Source organism: Janibacter sp. HTCC2649, assembly GCF_000152705.1.
Classification (GTDB): domain Bacteria; phylum Actinomycetota; class Actinomycetes; order Actinomycetales; family Dermatophilaceae; genus Knoellia.
The window spans coordinates 3,619,975-3,637,552 of the sequence record NZ_CH672413.1; the positions used below are offsets into that span (position 1 = coordinate 3,619,975).

Below are 17,578 nucleotides of genomic sequence, written 5' to 3' on the forward strand. Positions count from 1 at the left end.
CTTCAGGACAGGAACACACCACATGGCAATCTTTCTGAACGCAGACAGCAAGGTCATCGTCCAGGGCATGACCGGCGCCGTCGGCATGAAGCACACGACGCTGATGCTCGCTGACGGCACCGCCGTCGTCGGTGGCGTCAACCCGAAGAAGGCCGGCACCTCGGTCGACTTCGACGGCACCGACATCCCGGTCTTCGGCTCGGTCAAGGAGGCCATGGAGGCCACCGGCGCCAACGTCTCCGTCGTCTTCGTCCCCCCGGCCTTCACCAAGTCCGCCGTGGTCGAGGCCATCGACGCCGAGATCCCCCTCGTCGTGGTCATCACCGAGGGTGTGCCGGTCAAGGACTCCGCCGAGTTCTTCAACTATTCGCTCGGCAAGGCCACGCGCATCATCGGCCCGAACTGCCCCGGCCTCATCAGCCCCGGCAAGTCCAACGTCGGCATCATCCCCGGCGACATCGCCGGTCCGGGCCGCATCGGCCTGGTCTCGAAGTCGGGCACCCTGACCTACCAGATGATGTACGAGCTGCGTGAGTTCGGCTTCTCCACCGCCATCGGCATCGGCGGTGACCCCATCATCGGCACCACGCACATCGACGCGCTCGAGGCGTTCCAGGCAGATGACGAGACCGACGCGATCGTCATGATCGGCGAGATCGGTGGCGACGCCGAGGAGCGGGCCGCCGCCTACATCCAGGAGCACGTGACCAAGCCGGTCGTCGGCTACGTCGCGGGCTTCACGGCTCCCGAGGGCAAGACGATGGGCCACGCCGGCGCCATCGTCTCCGGCTCGTCGGGCACCGCCCAGGCCAAGAAGGAGGCCCTCGAGGCCGCCGGGGTCAAGGTCGGCAAGACGCCGTCCGAGACGGCCGAGCTCATGCGCGAGATCATGCGCAGCCTCTGAACCCAGCCTGACGCACCACACGCGAGCGGGCGGCATACCGAGAAATCTTCGGTATGCCGCCCGCTCGCTTTGCGTGGTGTGGTCGGCTCAGTCCCCGGTGACGAAGGCAGTGACCCTGCCGTCGTCAGCGATGACGACGCGCCAGCCGGTGTAGCCCTGCCCTGACGCCCTCATCGCTGCAGCGTCCTCGCTGGTGAGGATTCCAGAGGTGATGAGCAGGTTCCAATCGGCGTCGCTCTCTGGCAGTGCAGGCCAACGGGCGAGACCTTCGTCGTAGGACGGGCGGGTCTCGAGAAGAGCCCGGAGCAGGTGATGGCGCTCGTGGTGCTCGGGCAGGGCGAGGGCGTCGGCCACGGCCGCACCGCCGAAGGAGACCACCGTTGCGTCACGTTCGAAGCGCGCCACGACAGCCCCCTTGCTTTCGCAGCCGGCCTGGCCGTGCAATGCGCGCGCGGTGTCCGCGATCTTTGACGGGATGCCCGAGGTGTCCGGTGGCCCATACTCCACCGCCAGGCAGGAGAGAATCTCTCCCGGGCTCGGCGTCGGCCGGGCGATCCCCTTGTTCGCACCGCTCGGCAGCGGGGCGGGTGTGAGGCTCAGGGTGGGAGGGGTCGCTGGCAGCGGTGGGGGAGAGGCGTCCTCGTGCGCGATGCCGCGGAATCCGAGAGTCGCGATGATGGTGATGGCTGCGGCGATTCCGGCGGTCAGCCCCAGCATCCGACGGCGGCGGAAGTCGCCCCGGGCGCGTGCACCCTCGGGATCGGTGAGGGGTGAGGCGTCCACGTCGACGCGCAGTGTGAGCAGGACTCCGCGCAAGAAGTCGTCATCCTCGATGGTCCACCGCTCGGTGGCGTCCAGCTCATGCATGGCCGTTCTCCTTTCTCTGGAGGCTGCTGGGTCGAGCGAGAGCGGCCGAGCTCATCGGCTCGGTGGATCGAAGGAGGTCGGCGAGCTGCGCCCTACCGCGGTGGAGTCGGGCCTTCACCGTTCCGATGGGCACCTCGAGCTCCTGAGCGATCTGCTCAAGACTTCGGTCGGCGAGATAGTGCAGCGCGACGGTCTCGCGGAGCACCGGGCTCAGCTGGCGCAACGCCGCGACCACTGCGACGCGGTCATCGCTCGGCGATCCCACCGTCTCGGTCATCCCATGACGGGTGTGTGCCCGGCCACGCGCCTGTCCGTGCCGCCATTCGGAGATGGCGATCCGCCGAGCCACCGTGCGAACCCACGCGACGGGGTCATCATGCGTGGAGACCCGCTTCCAGTCGCGCCAAGCCCTGGCGAAAGCCTCCTGGGTGGCCTCCTGCGCGAGCGTCAGGTCACCTGTCGCGGCATACACGAGGTGCACGACGCGGGGCGCGGTGGCTCGATAGAACACATCAAAGGCGCTGCTGTCTCGATCTCGCACGGCTCGCCCCTCCACGTAGGCCCTCTACAGCTGATCACTGATTCAGACGCATTGGCGGTGCAGAAGGTTGCATCGTCAGGGCGAGGTTTTGGTCGGGGGCGTCGGCGTGTGTGCCGCCGGTGGGCTGCCCAAGCGGGGGAGACTGGGAGGCAATGAGTGTCATGGACATGCTGCGGGGTGTGCGCCCCTCCGACGACGCCGACGGCGAGGGAACGCCGGCCGCGCCGTGGTTGCCCGACCCTGCTCGTGACGTCCTCATCGGGGTCGTCACCGGCTTGCTCTCCCTGCTCGTCGTCCTCGTGCCCACGGCGCTCGGGTGGATGCTCGATCCCCGTCCCGGTGCGTCTCTCAGCGAGCCGCTCGGTGCCGCCGCCTCCCTGTGGTTGCTCGTCCAGGGCGCCCATCTCGGCTCTGGCGCGACCGTCGTCGCCTTCGTCCCGCTCGTGCTCGGGGCGCTTGCCGTCTGGGGTGCTGCGAGGGGAGCCCTGCGCGCCCTGGACACCGCCGACGTCGAGGGCGAGTTCGTCGCCGATCTGGTGCCTCGTTCGGTGGCCACGGTTGCTGGCCGCTGGTGGCTCGGGTATGCCGTGGCCATCGGTCTGGCGTCCGCTCTCACCCTCGTGGGGTCGTTGCCCCTGCGGTGGCTGAGTCTGGTCGTGCCGCTCGTCGTCGTGCCTGTGCTGGCGCTCGCGATCGCTGGCCGACGCCTAGCGCGTGAGGCCGACATCCTCGGACCGCGGTTCGACGCCCTCGTCGCACCCGAAGCCGCGCGCCGCGCCTGGGGCCCCGCACTGCGCGGGCTCGCCCTGCTGCTGGGGGTCGCCCTGCTCACCGTGCTCGCTGCGATCGTCCTGAGCTGGGGCTCGGTCAGCAGCCTGCAGAAGGAGGCCGGTCCGGGCTTCCTCGGTGGCGTGTTGCTCTCCGGGGCCCAGTTCGCCTCGCTGCCCAACCTCGCCCTGTGGGTCGTGTCGCTCCTCGCCGGCCCGGGATTCTCCGTCGTCGATGGTGCCCACACCTCGCTGACCAGCTCCTCCTCCGGCCTCATGCCCCTCGTGCCGGTCTTCGGTGCCGTGCCCGAGCCGGGGTCGTACCCGTGGGTGGTTCGCCTGCTCGTGCTCGTGCCGGTGCTCATCGGCGGCTACATCGGGCGGCGTTCGCTCGTCTCCGTGGCTCGGCTGTCATCCCTGCGGACCAAGGCCTCCGTGGCCGTCGCGGCCTGTGCCATGGTCGCTCTCGCCGTCGGGGTCCTCGATGGGCTCGGGGGTGGTTCGCTCGGCGCCTACCGACTCTCCGACATGGGTGCCTCCGCACTGTGGATGACCCTGGCCCTGGGACTCGAGCTCATCGTGGGTGCCCTCGCGGTCGTCGCGTGGGATGCCTGGCGCCTTCGTCGCTGACGCTCGGTCTCCGACCAGCGCGGGCCGTGGCCCTGTCACGTTTCGGGGTGCCTTCGTGGCGTGCCGTTGTCGCCGCACATGTGTGGTCCAGTCAAAAGTTTGACGCATGAACTATTGACAGCGCTCCACGGGTGGTCGACGATGAGGACCGAGATGGTCTAGACCAATAGGAGGCAATGGTGCTTTCCCCTCGTAGGACTCTCGCAGCCACAGCCGGGCTTGCCATGGCCGTGACGGGGGCCTTGGCCGCGCTACCCGCGCAGGCCGCTCCCACGACGCAGCCACTGCCGACGATCTCGCCGACGCCCCAGGCCATGAGCCGGGTTGGCGCCGATGTCGTCCTCCCCGGACGGGTCGAGGTCGTGGTGGATGCATCGACCGACCCGGCTGCCCGGAGTGCGCTCAAGAAGTCGCTCACCGAGCGCGGAGTGGACCGGATCGTCGAGCGGGCGAGTGCCAGCGGAACCGCGCCCCTGACGATTCACCTCGGTCCTGCAGTCCGTAGTGACGTCAAGGCATCGTTGGGTTCCACGGGCGCGCCGACCCACGCCGAAGGCTACGGGCTGAGGGTCGACGCCTCCCGCGGGCCGCTCGGCACGATCGCCCTCGGCGGGTCCGACGCTGCCGGGCAGTTCTATGCCGTGAAGACCCTGGACCAGCTCTTCGTTCCCAAGGATGACGGTGGCTTCCGCATCTCGGGTGCCTCGATCAAGGACTTTCCGACCATGCCGCTGCGGGGGACCATCGAGGGCTTCTACGGCCAGCCCTGGACCCAGGCCGAGCGGCTCGACCAGCTCGACTTCTACGGTGACGTCAAGGCCAACACCTACATCTACGCGCCCAAGGATGACCCCTTCCACCGCGAACGGTGGCGCGATCCGTACCCGGCCGACAAGCTCGCCGAGCTCGCAACGCTCGCCGACAAGGCGACCGCGAACCACGTGAACTTCACCTTCGCTCTCTCGCCGGGCAACACCGTGTGCTACTCGAGCGAGGCCGACTACGCGGCGCTCACCGGCAAGCTCCAGCAGATGTACGACGTCGGGGTCCGAGCCTTCAACATCCCGCTCGATGACATTGACTACGGCCGCTGGCACTGCGACGCCGACCGCGTGAAGTTCGGCTCGCCCGGTGCCGGCACCGCAGGGAAGGCGCAGGCCTACTTCCTCGACCGGGTGCAGAAGGAGTTCATCGAGACCCACGAGGGCGCTCGGCCGCTGCAGATGGTTCCGACCGAGTACTACAACACCACCGAGTCGGCCTACAAGGCCGCGCTGCGCACCATGGACGACGACATCGTCGTGATGTGGACCGGTGAGGGCGTCGTGCCGCAGTCGGTGACCGTCGACCAGGCCCGCAAGGCTGCGACCGTCTTCGGCGGCTCGACCTTCCTCTGGGACAACTACCCGGTCAACGACTACGGCAACACCGCGGGTCGTTTGCTCCTTGCGCCGTACGACAAGCGCGAAGCCGGACTTGGTGCCTACCTCGCCGGCATCGTGTCGAACCCCATGAACCAGGCGGCCGCGAGCAAGATCGCGATCTTCGGTTTCGCAGACTTCAGCTGGAACGACACGGGCTACGACGCCGGTCGCAACTGGACCCAGGCGCTGAAGTACGTCGCCAACGGTGACCAGAACACTGCGGCGGCTCTGCGGGTCTTCGCCGATCTCAACCACCTCGCACCGAGCTTCGGCACGCCGTGGCAGCCGCAGTCGCCCGAGCTGGCCAAGCGCACTGCTGCGTTCTGGACCCAGTGGGAGGCTGGCGACAAGGCCGGTGCGATCGCTGCGCTGCGCACCTACGCACAGTCGATCGCGGCAGCGCCAGCAACCATCCGCGGCGGGTCGACCGACCCCGGGTTCGTCGCCGATGCCAAGCCGTGGCTCGATGCCACGACCTTGTGGGGACAGGCGCTGGTGCAGGTTCTCGATGCCATGAGTGCCCGCCTCGACGGCGACAAGGCCGCCTCGGACGAGCTCAACGCCGCCTCGAAGGCCACGGCGGCCAAGGCTGCGGCCGTCGTCGTCGACCCACCCGACAACGCGTGGGGCAGGGCACGGGTCAAGATCGCTGACGGCGTCCTCGACACCTTCGTCTTCAAGGCGGGCTTCACCCTCGACCTGTGGGAGGCCGGGGACGTCGCCAACGTGGCGCCCCGCGGTGTCGCGACGGCGTCGAGCACGGAGCAGAACCTTGACCGGCTGGCACCGAGGTTCGTCAACGACGGCGACCCCTCGACCCGCTGGGCGTCCGGCTACACGGACACCGAGTGGGTCCAGGTGCGCCTCGCCCAGCCCACCGTGGTCCGGGCGGTGACGGTGAGCTGGGAGGCGGCGTGCGCCAACGCCTACGAGATCCAGACCTCCACCGACGGGACGACCTGGACTCCGCTCAAGCGGGTCGACGACTCCACGTGCGGGCTCGACCTGTTCACGTTCCAGGCCGGTGACCCGGTCCAGTACGTCCGCGTGCAAGGGATCGACCGCAAGCTCGACTGGGGCTATTCGATCTACGAGCTCGGGGTCTACGCCGCGAGCTGACGCCTGACTGGACGAGGACGGCGTGTCGGTAGGGTGCTCGACGTGAGTGCACCCGCCGGCATCGTCGTCCTCGTCTCTGGCTCGGGCACCCTGCTCCAGGCGCTCATCGACGCAAGTCTCGACCCGGCATACGGGGTCAGGATCCTTGCCGTGGGAGCGGATCGGGACGACATCGAAGGTTTGCGTCGCGCGGAGCGCGCTGGGATCGAGACCTTTGTATGCCGGGTGCGCGACTTCCCGGACCGGGACGCCTGGGATGCGGGGCTGGCTGCCGAGATCGCTTCTCGCGCACCGGAGTTCGTGGTGACGGCCGGCTTCATGAAGATCCTCGGGCCGGTGGTGCTGGAGGGGCGGACGATCCTCAACACGCACCCGGCGCTGCTGCCCAGCTTCCCCGGAGCGCACGCCGTCCGAGACGCGCTGGCGCACGGGGTCAAGGTCACCGGGACGACCGCCCACCTCGTCGACGCGGGGGTCGACACCGGGCCGATCCTCGCCCAGCGTGCCGTCGAGGTGCGCGATGACGACACCGAGGAGTCGCTGCACGAGCGGATCAAGGCGCAGGAGCGCGAGCTGCTCGTCGACCTCGTCGGCCGTCTCGCTGCAGAGCCAACATCCGTCAACCCTGGCTGAGTCCGTCGGCCTCAGGCCCCCGCGCCCGGTGAGCGCGGGCCGACGCGGGCCGCGCCGGTCGCGGCGCTCGCCACCTCAGCGAGGACGAGGTGGTCGACGCTGTCCTCGAGGAGCGCGCGCACCCGAGCAGGGGTGCCCGGGTCGGTGATGAGGGTGTCGACCTCATGGAGTGCCATGAAGGTCGAGAGCCCCACGATGCCCACCTTGGAGTGGTCGGCCAGGACGCAGACGGAGCGGCTGGCGCGCACCAGGGCGCGGTTGGTCTCGGCCTCGACGAGGTTCGGGGTCGTGAGGCCGGCGTTGCGGTCGATCCCGTGCGCACCGAGGAAGAGTCGGTCGACGTGCAGGCCCTGCAGCGCCGCGACCGCGACCGGACCCACGAGCGCGTCGGAGGGGGTGCGGACCCCACCGGTGAGCACGACCACGTGGTTGCCGCCCGACTCGTGGAGGAGCTGTGCCACCGGGACGGAGTTGGTCACGACGGTGAGGTGGGGGATGTTGCGGATGGCTCGGGCGAACTCGTAGGTCGTGGTCCCGGCGGAGATCCCGATGGTGGCGCCCGGGTCGACGAGGCGAGCGGCCGCAAGCGCGATGGCGTGCTTCGCGGCGGTCATGAGGGAGGACTTCGCGGTGAACCCCGGCTCGTCCGTCGCCCTCGGGAGCAGCGCCAGGGCGCCACCGTGCACCCGCTCCAGCAGTCCGTCGGTGTCGAGCCGCTCGATGTCGCGGCGCACGGTCATGTCGGAGACGCCGAGATGCTCGACGAGGTCGGACACCCTCACTGCTCCGGAGTCCTGCACCATCGACAGGATCGCGGCACGCCGCTGGCTGGCGAGCACGGTCAGGACTCCCGGATCACGGCGGCGCAGAGCGGGGCGAGCACATGGGTCGGGCCCACGTCGCTCCCGCTGACGAGATCGTGACCGTTGACGGTCAGCTCGTGCTCGGTGGTCGTGTGGTTGAGGAGGAAGAGCCACGAGCCGTCGGCGCTGGACCGGCGTACGGCCTCGACCCCTGCGGCCATGGTCGTCACCGGCTCGACTCCCGCGAGCGCGGCCACCTCGTCGAGCAGGGACCCGAGACTGGTGTCGTCAGGGAGGGTGCCGAGATACCAGGCCGTTCCGTCACCGACGGAGCGGCGGGTGACAGCTGGGCGGCCGCTCAGGGGTCCCTGGGCATAGGTCGTCACCACCTCGGCGTCCACGACTCTCGTGTCCTCGCTCCACTGCGACCCATGACCGCCACCCGACAGGGCGACGACCTCGTCGGTTCGCAAGGGAAAGAACTCCTCGACCCTGACACCCAGCAGCTCGCGGAAGGCGCCGGGATAGCCGCCCAGCCGCACGTGGTCGTCGGGGTCGCTGATGCCGGAGAAGTAGGTGACGACCACGTGGGCGCCGGCCGCTGCGGCCGCGGCGATGGACGCAGCGTCCTCGTCGGACACGAGGTAGAGGCTCGGCACGACGACGATCCGGTAGCGGGACAGGTCGGCCGAGGGGTGCACCACGTCGCAGGTGATCCCGCGGTCGCGCAGGAGGCGGTGGACCGCGTGGGGCGCCGTGACGTAGTCGATCTCGCTGCTCGGCATGCACGGACCACTCATGGCCCACAGGGCCTCGTAGTCCCAGAGCACCGCGACGTCTGCGTCGACGCGCGAGCCGAGGACCTCTCCGAGCCTGGCCGCGATCGCCCCCAGCTCGCACACCTCGCGAAAGCGGTCGCTGTCCTCACCCGCGTGGGGGACCAGCGCCGAGTGGAACTTCTCGGACCCGGACCGGGACTGCCGCCACTGGAAGAAGCCCAGCGTGTCGGCGCCGCGAGCCACGTGGGTCAGGGAGTCGAGGACTGTCCCGCCCGGCGCCTTGGCCGGGTTGACCGGTTGCCAGTTCACGGCGCTCGTGGAGTGCTCCATGAGCATCCACGGGCGGCCACCGGCCAGGCCCCGGGTGAGGTCGCCGTGGAAGGAGAGCTCGGCGCGCGGGTCGTCGAGGGCGTCCACGACGTAGTGGTCGGTGCTGATGACGTCCTGGAACGGGGCCCAGTCGTGGTAGTCGAGGAGCCGGAAGTTGCTCATCGTCATGAAGTTGGTCGTGACCGGCACCTTCGGTGAATGGCGGCGGATCATCTCGTGCTCGTCGCGGTAGAAGGACAGGAGGGTGTCGCTGCCGAACCGGTGGTAGTCCAGCACCTGCGTCGGGTTGGCGAAGGTCGTCGTGCGACGCGGCGGGAGGATGTCCTCCCACGCGGTGTAGCGCTGGCTCCAGAAGGCCGTGCCCCACGCGTCGTTGAGGGCGTCGAGCGTGGCGTAGCGCTGCGCGAGCCAGGCGCGGAAGGCGATCGCGCACGTGTCGCAGTAGCAGGGCAGGTTGTGGCAGGCGTACTCGTTGGAGACGTGCCACATCGCCAGGGCGGGGTGGTCGTGATAGCGGGCGGCCAGCTTGTCGGTCAGGGCCAGGGCCAGCTCTCGGTAGAGACGCGAGGAGGGGCACCACGACTGCCGGCTCCCCGGCCAGAGGCGGTGACCGTCGTGGTCGACGGGCAGGATCTCCGGGTACGCCGAAGTCAGCCACGGGGGCGGTGTGGCCGTCGCCGTCGCGAGGTCGACCGCGATGCCGTTCGCGTGCAGCAGGTCCATGGCCTCGTCGAGCCACTCGAAGGTGTACTCACCCTTGGTCGGCTCGAGCCACGACCACGAGAAGACACCGAGCGTCACGAAGGTGACCCCGGCGTCTCGCATGAGGCGCATGTCCTCGTCCCAGGTGGCACGGGGCCACTGTTCTGGGTTGTAGTCGCCACCGAAGGCGATCCCATCGCCGGGCCAGGCTCGCATGGCGGTCAGTCTGCAAACAGGTCGAACATTTGTCAACACTTTGCGACACGTCGGTTGCTGGTCAGACAAAAGATTGCGTCGGCAATTCGGACGGCGGCTGGTCTATTTCATTTGCGGTGCGCAACGCCAACTGCCCACCTATGAGCGCGTATTCAGGACGTGACCGAGCCCTTGACACGATGAATGGGGCGGGTGAACACTCAGCGCAGTCAATGTTGGTTTCTGATCGAAATTGTCAGTTACCGCACGTTCGTCAAAGGAGACAACCATGACAACTCCGGGATCCTTCGGCCCCACCAGTCCCACCGTCCCCGCATCTGTGCGAGGTGTCGACCGCCGGTCGCTGCTCCGCGGAGCCGTCGGCGCGGGAGCCCTCCTGGGAGTGCCGACACTGCTGGCCTCCTGCAGTGGCGACGCCACCCCCGCCGCGAGCGGTGGCGGTGCCTCGGCCAAGGCCGGACCGGTCAAGTTCGGTTTCAACGAGGCCAAGGGCTCGGGACCGGCATACGAGCGCCTGAGCGCCATCGCCGATGCCTACGCCAAGAAGGCGGGAGTGTCGGTCTCGCAGAACGCCGTGGACCACAACACCTTCCAGGAGAGCATCAGCACCTACCTGCAGGGCACACCCGACGACGTCTTCACCTGGTTCGCCGGCTACCGCATGTCGCAGTTCGCCGAGAACGGCCAGATCGCCGACGTCAGCGACGTGTGGCCGATCGAGGGCATGAGCGACGCGTTCAAGAAGTCGGCGACGGCGGAGGACGGCAAGCAGTACTTCGTCCCCGTCAGCTACTACCCCTGGGCCGTCTTCTACAAGAAGTCGGTGTTCGAGAAGAACGGCTGGACCGAGCCGAAGACGCAGGACGAGCTCATGGCCCTCATGACCGATATGCAGGGCAAGAAGCTCACGCCCTTCGCCTTCGCGGCCAAGGACGCCTGGGCCCCGATGGGAACGTTCGACATCCTCAACATGCGGCTCAATGGCTACGACTTCCACATGGAACTCACCAAGGGCAAGAAGGCCTGGGACAGCCCCGAGGTCCGTCGGGTCTTCGAGACCTGGAAGACCTTGCTGCCCTTCCACCAGGAGAACTCCCTCGGGCGCACGTGGCAGGAGGCGGCCACGTCGATGGCCAAGGGCGAATGCGGGATGTATCTCCTCGGCACGTTCGTCGTCGACGGGATCCCCACCGAGACCCAGGAGGACCTCGACTTCTTCACCTTCCCCGCGCTGGACCAGACCATCGGTGCCGATGCCCTCGACGCGCCGATCGATGGGTTCTGCGTGTCGGCGAACGCCGAGAACGAGGAGGCGGCCAAGGCATTCATCAAGTACCTCGGGAGCGCCGAGGCCGCTGACGCGGGCAACAACGCCGCTTCGGCGCCGTTCATCGCCGCCAACGCGGGCGCGAGCACCGCGAAGTACGGCGCGCTCCAGAAGAAGTCCGTCGAGGTCGTCCAGAACGCCAAGTCCATCGCGCAGTTCCTCGACCGCGACACCAACGCCGACCTCGCCAACACGGTCATCACCGCGTCGCTCCAGGAGTTCATCAAGAGCCCCGACAAGATCGACTCGATCACGACCTCGATCCAGCAGCAGGCCAAGTCAATCCTCGGCTGACCTTGACCTCCCGGAGAGCGAACATGGCCACGCGCACCGCACGCCGCCCGAGCACCCGTCGGGTCGAGAAACGTCGATCGACCCGGGACCGCCTCGTCATCACGGCGATGATCGGGTTCCCGACGCTGCTCGTCATCTGGCTGGTGTGGCTCCCAGCCATCGGCTCGGTGCTGCTGTCGTTCACGAAGTGGAACGGTTTCAAGCTCAGTGGCATCCAGTGGGTCGGCACCCAGAACTACAAGGACATCGCGACCATCTACCCGCCGTTCTGGCCGGCGATCCAGCACAACCTCATCTGGCTGGTGTTCCTGTTCGTGTTCCCGACCCTCCTCGGGATGTTGCTGGCGGTGATCCTCGACCACGAGATGTGGGGCAGCCGGTTCTACCAGACGGCGTTCTACCTGCCGGTCGTACTGTCGATGGCGCTCGTCGGGTTCATCTGGCAGCTGTTCTACTCCACGGACCAGGGCCTCATCAACGAGGTGTTCGGCTCCAATGTCGACTGGTACGGCGACCCCAACGTGAACCTCTGGGCGGTGCTGGTCGCGACCGCCTGGCGGCACACCGGCTACATCATGCTCATCTACCTGGCCGGCCTGAAGGGCATCGACGCGTCGCTGCGTGAGGCAGCGGCCGTCGACGGCGCCAGCGAGGTCAAGACGTTCTTCCACGTGATCTTCCCGGTCATGCGGCCGATCAACCTCATCGTCCTCGTCATCGTGGTCATCGAGTCGCTCCGGGCGTTCGACCTCGTGTGGATCATCAACAAGGGTCGCAACGGGCTCGAGCTCATCTCGGCGCTGGTGTCGCAGAACGTCATCGGCGAAGCCACGCGCTACGGCTTCGGCTCCGCCCTGGCCGTCATCATGATGGTCATCTCGTCGGTCTTCATCACCATCTACCTACGGATCGTCTTCCGAGAGGAGCGCCGATGAGCGCCACGACAGCACCGGCGGTCTCGCCGGCCACGGCGACCGCGGGCCGAGGCGGGGAGAAGGGACCCTCCGGCGGAGTCCTCAACCGTCGGCGCGGCAAGGTGGCCACGGTCATCATGCTCGGCCTGGCGATCGCGTGGCTGTTCCCCCTGCTCTGGGCCCTCTACAACTCCTTCCGCTCGTACTCCTACACCCAGACCAACGGGTACCTGTCGTTCGGTGGTTGGACCCTGGACAACTACCAGAACGCATGGAGCAGAGGGAACTTCGGACTGCACCTGCGGAACTCGCTGCTCGTGACGCTCCCGGCCGTCGCCATCACCCTCTTCCTGTCGTCCATGGTCGCCTTCGTGCTGGCGCGGTTCTCCTACCGTTTCAACCTCACCCTCCTCGGGGTCTTCCTCGCCGCCAACCTGCTGCCCCCACAGGCGCTCCTCATCCCGGTCTTCCGGATGTTCCGCGAGATCCCGCTGCCCTCGGTCATGAGCGAGAGCGGCACGATGCTCAACAGCTTCTGGGCGCTGATCCTCGTGAACACCGCGTTCCAGATGGGGTTCTGCACCTTCGTCCTGAGCAACTACATGAAGACGCTGCCCTACGAGATCTATGAGTCTGCCGAGATGGACGGTGCCGGGATCTGGCGGCAGTACTGGCAGCTGACCATGCCACTCGTGCGGCCGGCCCTCGCGGCACTGGGCACGCTGCAGGTGACGTGGATCTACAACGAGTTCTTCTGGGCCACGGTGCTCATCTCGCGGGGGGACAAGCTGCCGATCACGAGCGCGCTCAACAACCTGCGCGGGCAGTTCTTCGCCGACACCAACCTCGTGGCAGCGGGGTCGATCATCGTCGCGCTGCCAGTCCTCATCGTCTTCTTCGTCCTCCAGAAGCAGTTCGTGTCGGGGCTGACCCTGGGGTCCACCAAGGGATGACCTCCATCCTCACGGTGTTGCGCGGAGGTGGCACGGCCCTGGCTCTCGCACAGGTCGGCGACGCACTGCCACACGTCGTGCACTGGGGCTCGGACCTGCCCGACGCTGCCCTGGCCGACCTCGAGCTCCTCACCGATCCTCCGGTCGGGCACAACCAGCTGGACAGCGTGTGGCAGCTCAGCGTCCTGCCCACGTCCGGTCAGGGCTGGCTCGGCACCCCGGCGTATGCCGCGCACCGCGCCGGGGGTTCCTCGGCTCCGCGGTGGGTCGCGACCCTCGCGGCGACCCATGAGGCCGGCGCCATGACCGCAGAGGTGCACGCGACGGCATCCAACATCGGGGTTGAGGCGGTCCTCCGCTTCCGACTCGACGAGCACGGTGTCCTCACGGTCGGGTCGGAGGTGACCAACACGTCGGCCGACGAGCCGGTGCTCGACCTGGCGGCCCTGAGGATCCTGATGCCCCTGCCGTCGAGGGCCCGCGAAGTCCTCGACCTCACCGGCCGGTGGTGCCGGGAGCGCTCCCCGCAGCGCAGGCCACTCGCCGACGGCACCCTGCTCCGCACCGGGCGTCGGGGCCGCACCGGTCACGACGCGACGCTGCTCATGGTCGCGGGCACGCCCCGGTTCGCGTTCCGGTCGGGCGAGGTCTGGGCCGTGCACGTGGCGTGGAGCGGCAACCACACGCACCTCGTCGAGCGTCTGCCCGAGGGCGCGGGTTCGCATGCAGCGGTCATGGGCGGGGGCGAGGCGCTCGACCCGGGCGAGGTGCGCCTCGGTCCGGGGGAGACGTATGCCGCTCCACCGGTCGTCTTCGTGCACTCGAGCGAGGGTCTGGACGGCCTGACCCGCTCCCTCGTGCGCCACCAGCGCTCTCAGGAGGGCTACCGATCGACCCCGCGCCCACTCGTGCTCAACACCTGGGAGGCGGTCTACTTCGAGACCGACCTCGACCACCTCCTCCGGCTCGCCGACGTGGGGGCGTCGGTGGGAGTCGAGCGGTTCGTGCTCGACGACGGCTGGTTCGGCGGCCGACGTGACGACACGCGCGGCCTCGGCGACTGGCACGTCTCTCCGGAGGTGTGGCCCGAGGGTCTGGGCCCCCTCGTCGATCACGTCAAGGGACTGGGCATGGAGTTCGGCCTCTGGTTCGAACCGGAGATGGTCAATCTCGACTCCGACGTGGTGCGCGCCCATCCCGACTGGGTGCTGGGACCGGTCGCAGGGCGCCCGCGGGCCTCGCGACAGCAACACGTGCTCGACCTGGCGAACCCGGAAGCGTTCGACCACATCCTGACGTCGATGAGCAGCCTCGTCGACGACTACGGCATCGACTTCGTGAAGTGGGACCACAACCGCGACCTCCACGATGGTGTCCACTCGGACGCCACGGGCACCGACCGCCCGGCCATCCACGCCCAGACCCAGGCGGCATACCGACTGCTCGACGAACTGCGGCGACGCCATCCCGACCTGGAGATCGAATCGTGCTCGAGCGGCGGGGCGCGGGTCGACCTCGGCGCACTCGCTCGCACCGACCGAGTCTGGACCTCGGACTGCAACGACGCGCTCGAACGGGTCGCCATCCAGCGGTGGACCGGCCTGCTCGTGCCACCCGAAAGGATGGGCACCCACGTCGGCCCCCCACGGGCCCACACGACCCATCGCGACCTCGACCTCTCGCTCCGCACGGTCGTCGCTCTCGGTGGGCATGCCGGACTCGAGTGGGACCTCACGACCTGCAGCCCCGAGGAGCTCGCGGGCCTCCGGTCATGGGCCGGGCTCTATCGCGAACTGCGGGAGCTCCTGCACAGTGGCGATGCGGTGCGGTCCGATCACGCCGACGACTCGCTGGTCGTCGACGGGGTCGTCGCACCCGACCGGTCGGCTGCGGTCTTCCGGGTGGTGTCGGTGACCACGGCCAAGGGCGTGTCGCCGGGCGTCGTCCCGTTGTCCGGCCTCGATCCGACACGCTCGTACCGGGTCCGTGTCCGTTCCGAAGCAGGTCTGCCCGCGACGGTCCAAGTGACACCACCGGCATGGTGGGGCGACGCGGTTGCGCAGGGCGTCGTGGTGACCGGTGCCGCCCTCGCCGAGGTGGGTCTGGCACTGCCCATCCTCGCCCCGGCCCAAGGTTTCCTGCTGCATCTGACGCCTCCGGGCTGATCGCGTCCAGGTCCGAGCGCGGCTGGGTGAGGTTGGGGCGACCCGTCCTCGTCGCTAGACTCACGGGTGACGACTGGCGCAGGTGGACCACCACCGGGGAGTCACATGGGACACGCATCGCCCGCCTGGGTGCACCCGCTGCTTCGTGATTGCACACCCCTCGCCCGATTCATTTCGATAGGAGCCATTCCCCATGGCCGTCTCCGTCACCCCGCCCGGACCCACGCAGGACCTGCGCCCGATCCGACGGGCCCTGATCTCCGTCTTCGACAAGACCGGGCTCGAGGATCTCGCCCGCGGACTCCACGAGTCCGGGGTTGCCATCGTCTCGACGGGTGGCTCGGCCAAGCTCATCGAAGGTCTCGGCATCCCCGTGACCGAGGTCGCGGACCTCACCGGCTTCCCCGAGTGCCTCGAGGGTCGCGTCAAGACCCTGCACCCGCTCGTGCACGCCGGAATCCTCGCCGACACCCGCAAGCCCGACCACCTCGAGCAGCTGGGTGAGCTCGGTGTCGAGGCGTTCGACCTCGTCGTCGTCAACCTCTACCCGTTCGCCGACACCGTCGCCTCGGGTGCCGCGGCCGACGACATCGTCGAGAACATCGACATTGGCGGGCCGTCGATGGTTCGAGCGGCCGCGAAGAACCACCCGAGCGTGGCCGTGGTCGTCGACCCAGCGGCATACGCCGAGGTTCTGGAATCCGTGCGCGGCGAAGGGTTCACCTTCGAGCAGCGCAAGGCGCTCGCCACGAAGGCCTTCATGCACACGGCGACCTACGACGTGCACGTGGCGTCGTGGATGGGCAGCGCCTACACGGACTCGACCGAGGGCACGGGCTTCCCGTCCTGGGTCGGCGCGACGTGGAACAGGTCCGAGGTGCTGCGCTACGGCGAGAACCCGCACCAGAACGCGGCGCTCTATGTGAGTGGGTTCGTGCCGCAGCCGGGACTGGCCCAGGCGAAGCAGCTGCACGGCAAGGCGATGTCCTACAACAACTACGTCGACGCGGACGCTGCGGTGCGCGCCGCGTATGACCACGGCGACCAGCCGACCGTCGCGATCATCAAGCACGCCAACCCGTGCGGCATCGCTGTGGGTGACGACGTGGCGGCCGCGCACGCCAAGGCGCACGCGTGCGACCCGGTGTCTGCGTTCGGCGGCATCATCGCCACGAACCGTCCCGTGACCGTCGAGATGGCACGGGTCGTCGCTGACATCTTCACCGAGGTCGTCGTCGCGCCCGGGTTCGACGCCGACGCACTCGAGGTGCTCACCGCGAAGAAGAACATCCGCCTGCTCGAAGCCGCTGCGCCCTCTCGCGGTGGCGCCGAGATCCGACCGATCAGCGGCGGGCTGCTCATGCAGCACCGCGACACCGTTGACGCTGTCGTCACGGGCGACGACGGTGCCGTCACCGGTGGTGACGAGGCCGCGAACTGGCGCCTCGTGTCGGGTGAGGCTGCGGACGAGGCGACGCTGGCGGACCTGCAGTTCGCGTGGCGCTCGGTGCGTGCGGTGAAGTCCAACGCCATCTTGTTGGCGTCCGGCGGCGCCTCGGTGGGCATCGGCATGGGTCAGGTCAACCGCGTCGACTCGTGCCACCTCGCCGTGTCGCGGGCCAATTCTGACGGTCAGGAGCGGGCGCGAGGTGCCGTTGCTTCGTCGGACGCGTTCTTCCCGTTCGCCGATGGACTCCAGGTGCTCATCGACGCCGGTGTGCGTGCGGTCGTGGCGCCCGGTGGATCGATGCGTGACGGTGAGGTCATCGAGGCCGCTCAGGCTGCCGGCGTGACGATGTACTTCACCGGAACCCGCCACTTCGCCCACTGATCCATACCCCGACCTTTCTCACCGCCGGGTGCCACACTGACGTCACGGTCGGACGTGTGCGCCGGCGGTGAGGAGCAGGGGGCATGTTGTGGTTCTGGATCCCGGTCGGAATCTTCTTGGTGGCGATCTTCGTCGGCGCCTGGTTGTTTGATCGACGCCATGGCAAGGACTCGACGTTCGGCGAAGGCATGGACACCAACGCGGGCCAGCTCGAGGCCAAGAACACGGCGCGACTCATGAGGCCCGGTGGTAGCAGCGGCGGATGGGGCGGCTGAAGACCCGGGACACGGAGACGGTCGACTCATTGCACAAGGACCACCGGCAGAGGCCTGATTTCGGCTTCCGACGGTGGTCCTTGCGCAATGAGCCCGGTGAGCAG

Annotated in this window: 14 protein-coding genes and 1 riboswitch; of the genes, 10 read left to right on the forward strand and 4 right to left on the reverse strand. The window is 68.4% G+C overall.

Translation table 11 applies throughout. From position 1 onward, the window contains the following. Positions 1 to 22 precede the first annotated feature (22 nt). Positions 23 to 904 carry a succinate--CoA ligase subunit alpha gene (gene sucD / locus JNB_RS17360; RefSeq protein WP_009777831.1) on the forward strand — a complete coding sequence of 294 codons (882 nt, stop codon included), beginning with the start codon at positions 23 to 25 and terminating at the stop codon, positions 902 to 904. An 87-nt stretch (positions 905 to 991) separates the two neighbouring features. Here sucD and JNB_RS17365 read toward each other — a convergent pair whose 3' ends face one another. Next, positions 992 to 1,771 carry a hypothetical protein gene (locus JNB_RS17365; RefSeq protein ID WP_009777832.1) on the reverse strand — a complete coding sequence of 260 codons (780 nt, stop codon included), beginning with the start codon at positions 1,769 to 1,771 and terminating at the stop codon, positions 992 to 994. Next, positions 1,764 to 2,312 (reverse strand): RNA polymerase sigma factor, encoded by a 549-nt coding sequence (locus tag JNB_RS17370; RefSeq protein WP_148232494.1) that lies wholly within the window; start codon positions 2,310 to 2,312, stop codon positions 1,764 to 1,766. Before JNB_RS17370 ends, JNB_RS17365 begins: the two co-directional genes overlap by 8 nt. Before the next feature lie 152 nt (positions 2,313 to 2,464). On the opposite strand from JNB_RS17370, the gene JNB_RS17375 reads away from it, so the two are divergent. The 3 genes from JNB_RS17375 (at position 2,465) to purN (ending at position 6,885) form a co-directional block, all read left to right on the forward strand. Further along, positions 2,465 to 3,709 (forward strand): DUF6350 family protein, encoded by a 1,245-nt coding sequence (locus JNB_RS17375; RefSeq protein ID WP_009777834.1) that lies wholly within the window; start codon positions 2,465 to 2,467, stop codon positions 3,707 to 3,709. Positions 3,710 to 3,888: 179 nt separating this feature from the next. Beyond that, the gene (locus JNB_RS17380; protein ID WP_202795238.1) at positions 3,889 to 6,252 is read left to right on the forward strand and encodes a beta-N-acetylglucosaminidase domain-containing protein; all 2,364 of its coding nucleotides are present in this window, start codon (positions 3,889 to 3,891) and stop codon (positions 6,250 to 6,252) included. Between the two features lie 33 nt (positions 6,253 to 6,285). Continuing rightward, positions 6,286 to 6,885 (forward strand): phosphoribosylglycinamide formyltransferase, encoded by a 600-nt coding sequence (gene purN, locus JNB_RS17385; RefSeq protein ID WP_009777836.1) that lies wholly within the window; start codon positions 6,286 to 6,288, stop codon positions 6,883 to 6,885. A gap of 11 nt (positions 6,886 to 6,896) precedes the next feature. On the opposite strand, the gene JNB_RS17390 is transcribed toward purN, so the two are convergent. Together JNB_RS17390 and JNB_RS17395 are read right to left on the reverse strand one after the other, a co-directional pair. Continuing rightward, positions 6,897 to 7,724, reverse strand: coding sequence for a DeoR/GlpR family DNA-binding transcription regulator (locus tag JNB_RS17390; protein ID WP_009777837.1), 828 nt, complete (start codon positions 7,722 to 7,724; stop codon positions 6,897 to 6,899). Positions 7,725 to 7,726: 2 nt separating this feature from the next. Beyond that, positions 7,727 to 9,715, reverse strand: coding sequence for a beta-galactosidase (locus JNB_RS17395; RefSeq protein WP_009777838.1), 1,989 nt, complete (start codon positions 9,713 to 9,715; stop codon positions 7,727 to 7,729). A gap of 268 nt (positions 9,716 to 9,983) precedes the next feature. Here JNB_RS17395 and JNB_RS17400 point away from each other — a divergent pair, with 268 nt between their 5' ends. The 6 genes from JNB_RS17400 to JNB_RS17425 all read left to right on the forward strand — a co-directional run bounded on the left by JNB_RS17400 (position 9,984) and on the right by JNB_RS17425 (position 17,474). Then, positions 9,984 to 11,336 carry an ABC transporter substrate-binding protein gene (locus JNB_RS17400; RefSeq protein ID WP_040883957.1) on the forward strand — a complete coding sequence of 451 codons (1,353 nt, stop codon included), beginning with the start codon at positions 9,984 to 9,986 and terminating at the stop codon, positions 11,334 to 11,336. Positions 11,337 to 11,359: 23 nt separating this feature from the next. Further along, a complete protein-coding gene (locus JNB_RS17405) occupies positions 11,360 to 12,271 on the forward strand; it encodes a carbohydrate ABC transporter permease (RefSeq protein WP_009777840.1) in 912 nt (303 codons plus the stop codon). Beyond that, positions 12,268 to 13,203: a carbohydrate ABC transporter permease gene (locus JNB_RS17410; RefSeq protein ID WP_009777841.1), complete on the forward strand. Its 936-nt coding sequence runs from the start codon at positions 12,268 to 12,270 to the stop codon at positions 13,201 to 13,203. The genes JNB_RS17405 and JNB_RS17410 overlap by 4 nt, the downstream gene beginning before the upstream one ends. Next, the gene (locus JNB_RS17415) at positions 13,200 to 15,368 is read left to right on the forward strand and encodes an alpha-galactosidase (RefSeq protein ID WP_009777842.1); all 2,169 of its coding nucleotides are present in this window, start codon (positions 13,200 to 13,202) and stop codon (positions 15,366 to 15,368) included. Before JNB_RS17410 ends, JNB_RS17415 begins: the two co-directional genes overlap by 4 nt. A 59-nt stretch (positions 15,369 to 15,427) precedes the next feature. After that, a riboswitch (ZMP/ZTP riboswitch) is annotated at positions 15,428 to 15,506 on the forward strand. Between the two features lie 55 nt (positions 15,507 to 15,561). Next, positions 15,562 to 17,199: a bifunctional phosphoribosylaminoimidazolecarboxamide formyltransferase/IMP cyclohydrolase gene (gene purH, locus JNB_RS17420; protein ID WP_009777843.1), complete on the forward strand. Its 1,638-nt coding sequence runs from the start codon at positions 15,562 to 15,564 to the stop codon at positions 17,197 to 17,199. A gap of 83 nt (positions 17,200 to 17,282) precedes the next feature. After that, the gene (locus JNB_RS17425; RefSeq protein ID WP_009777844.1) at positions 17,283 to 17,474 is read left to right on the forward strand and encodes a hypothetical protein; all 192 of its coding nucleotides are present in this window, start codon (positions 17,283 to 17,285) and stop codon (positions 17,472 to 17,474) included. Positions 17,475 to 17,578: the final 104 nt, after the last annotated feature.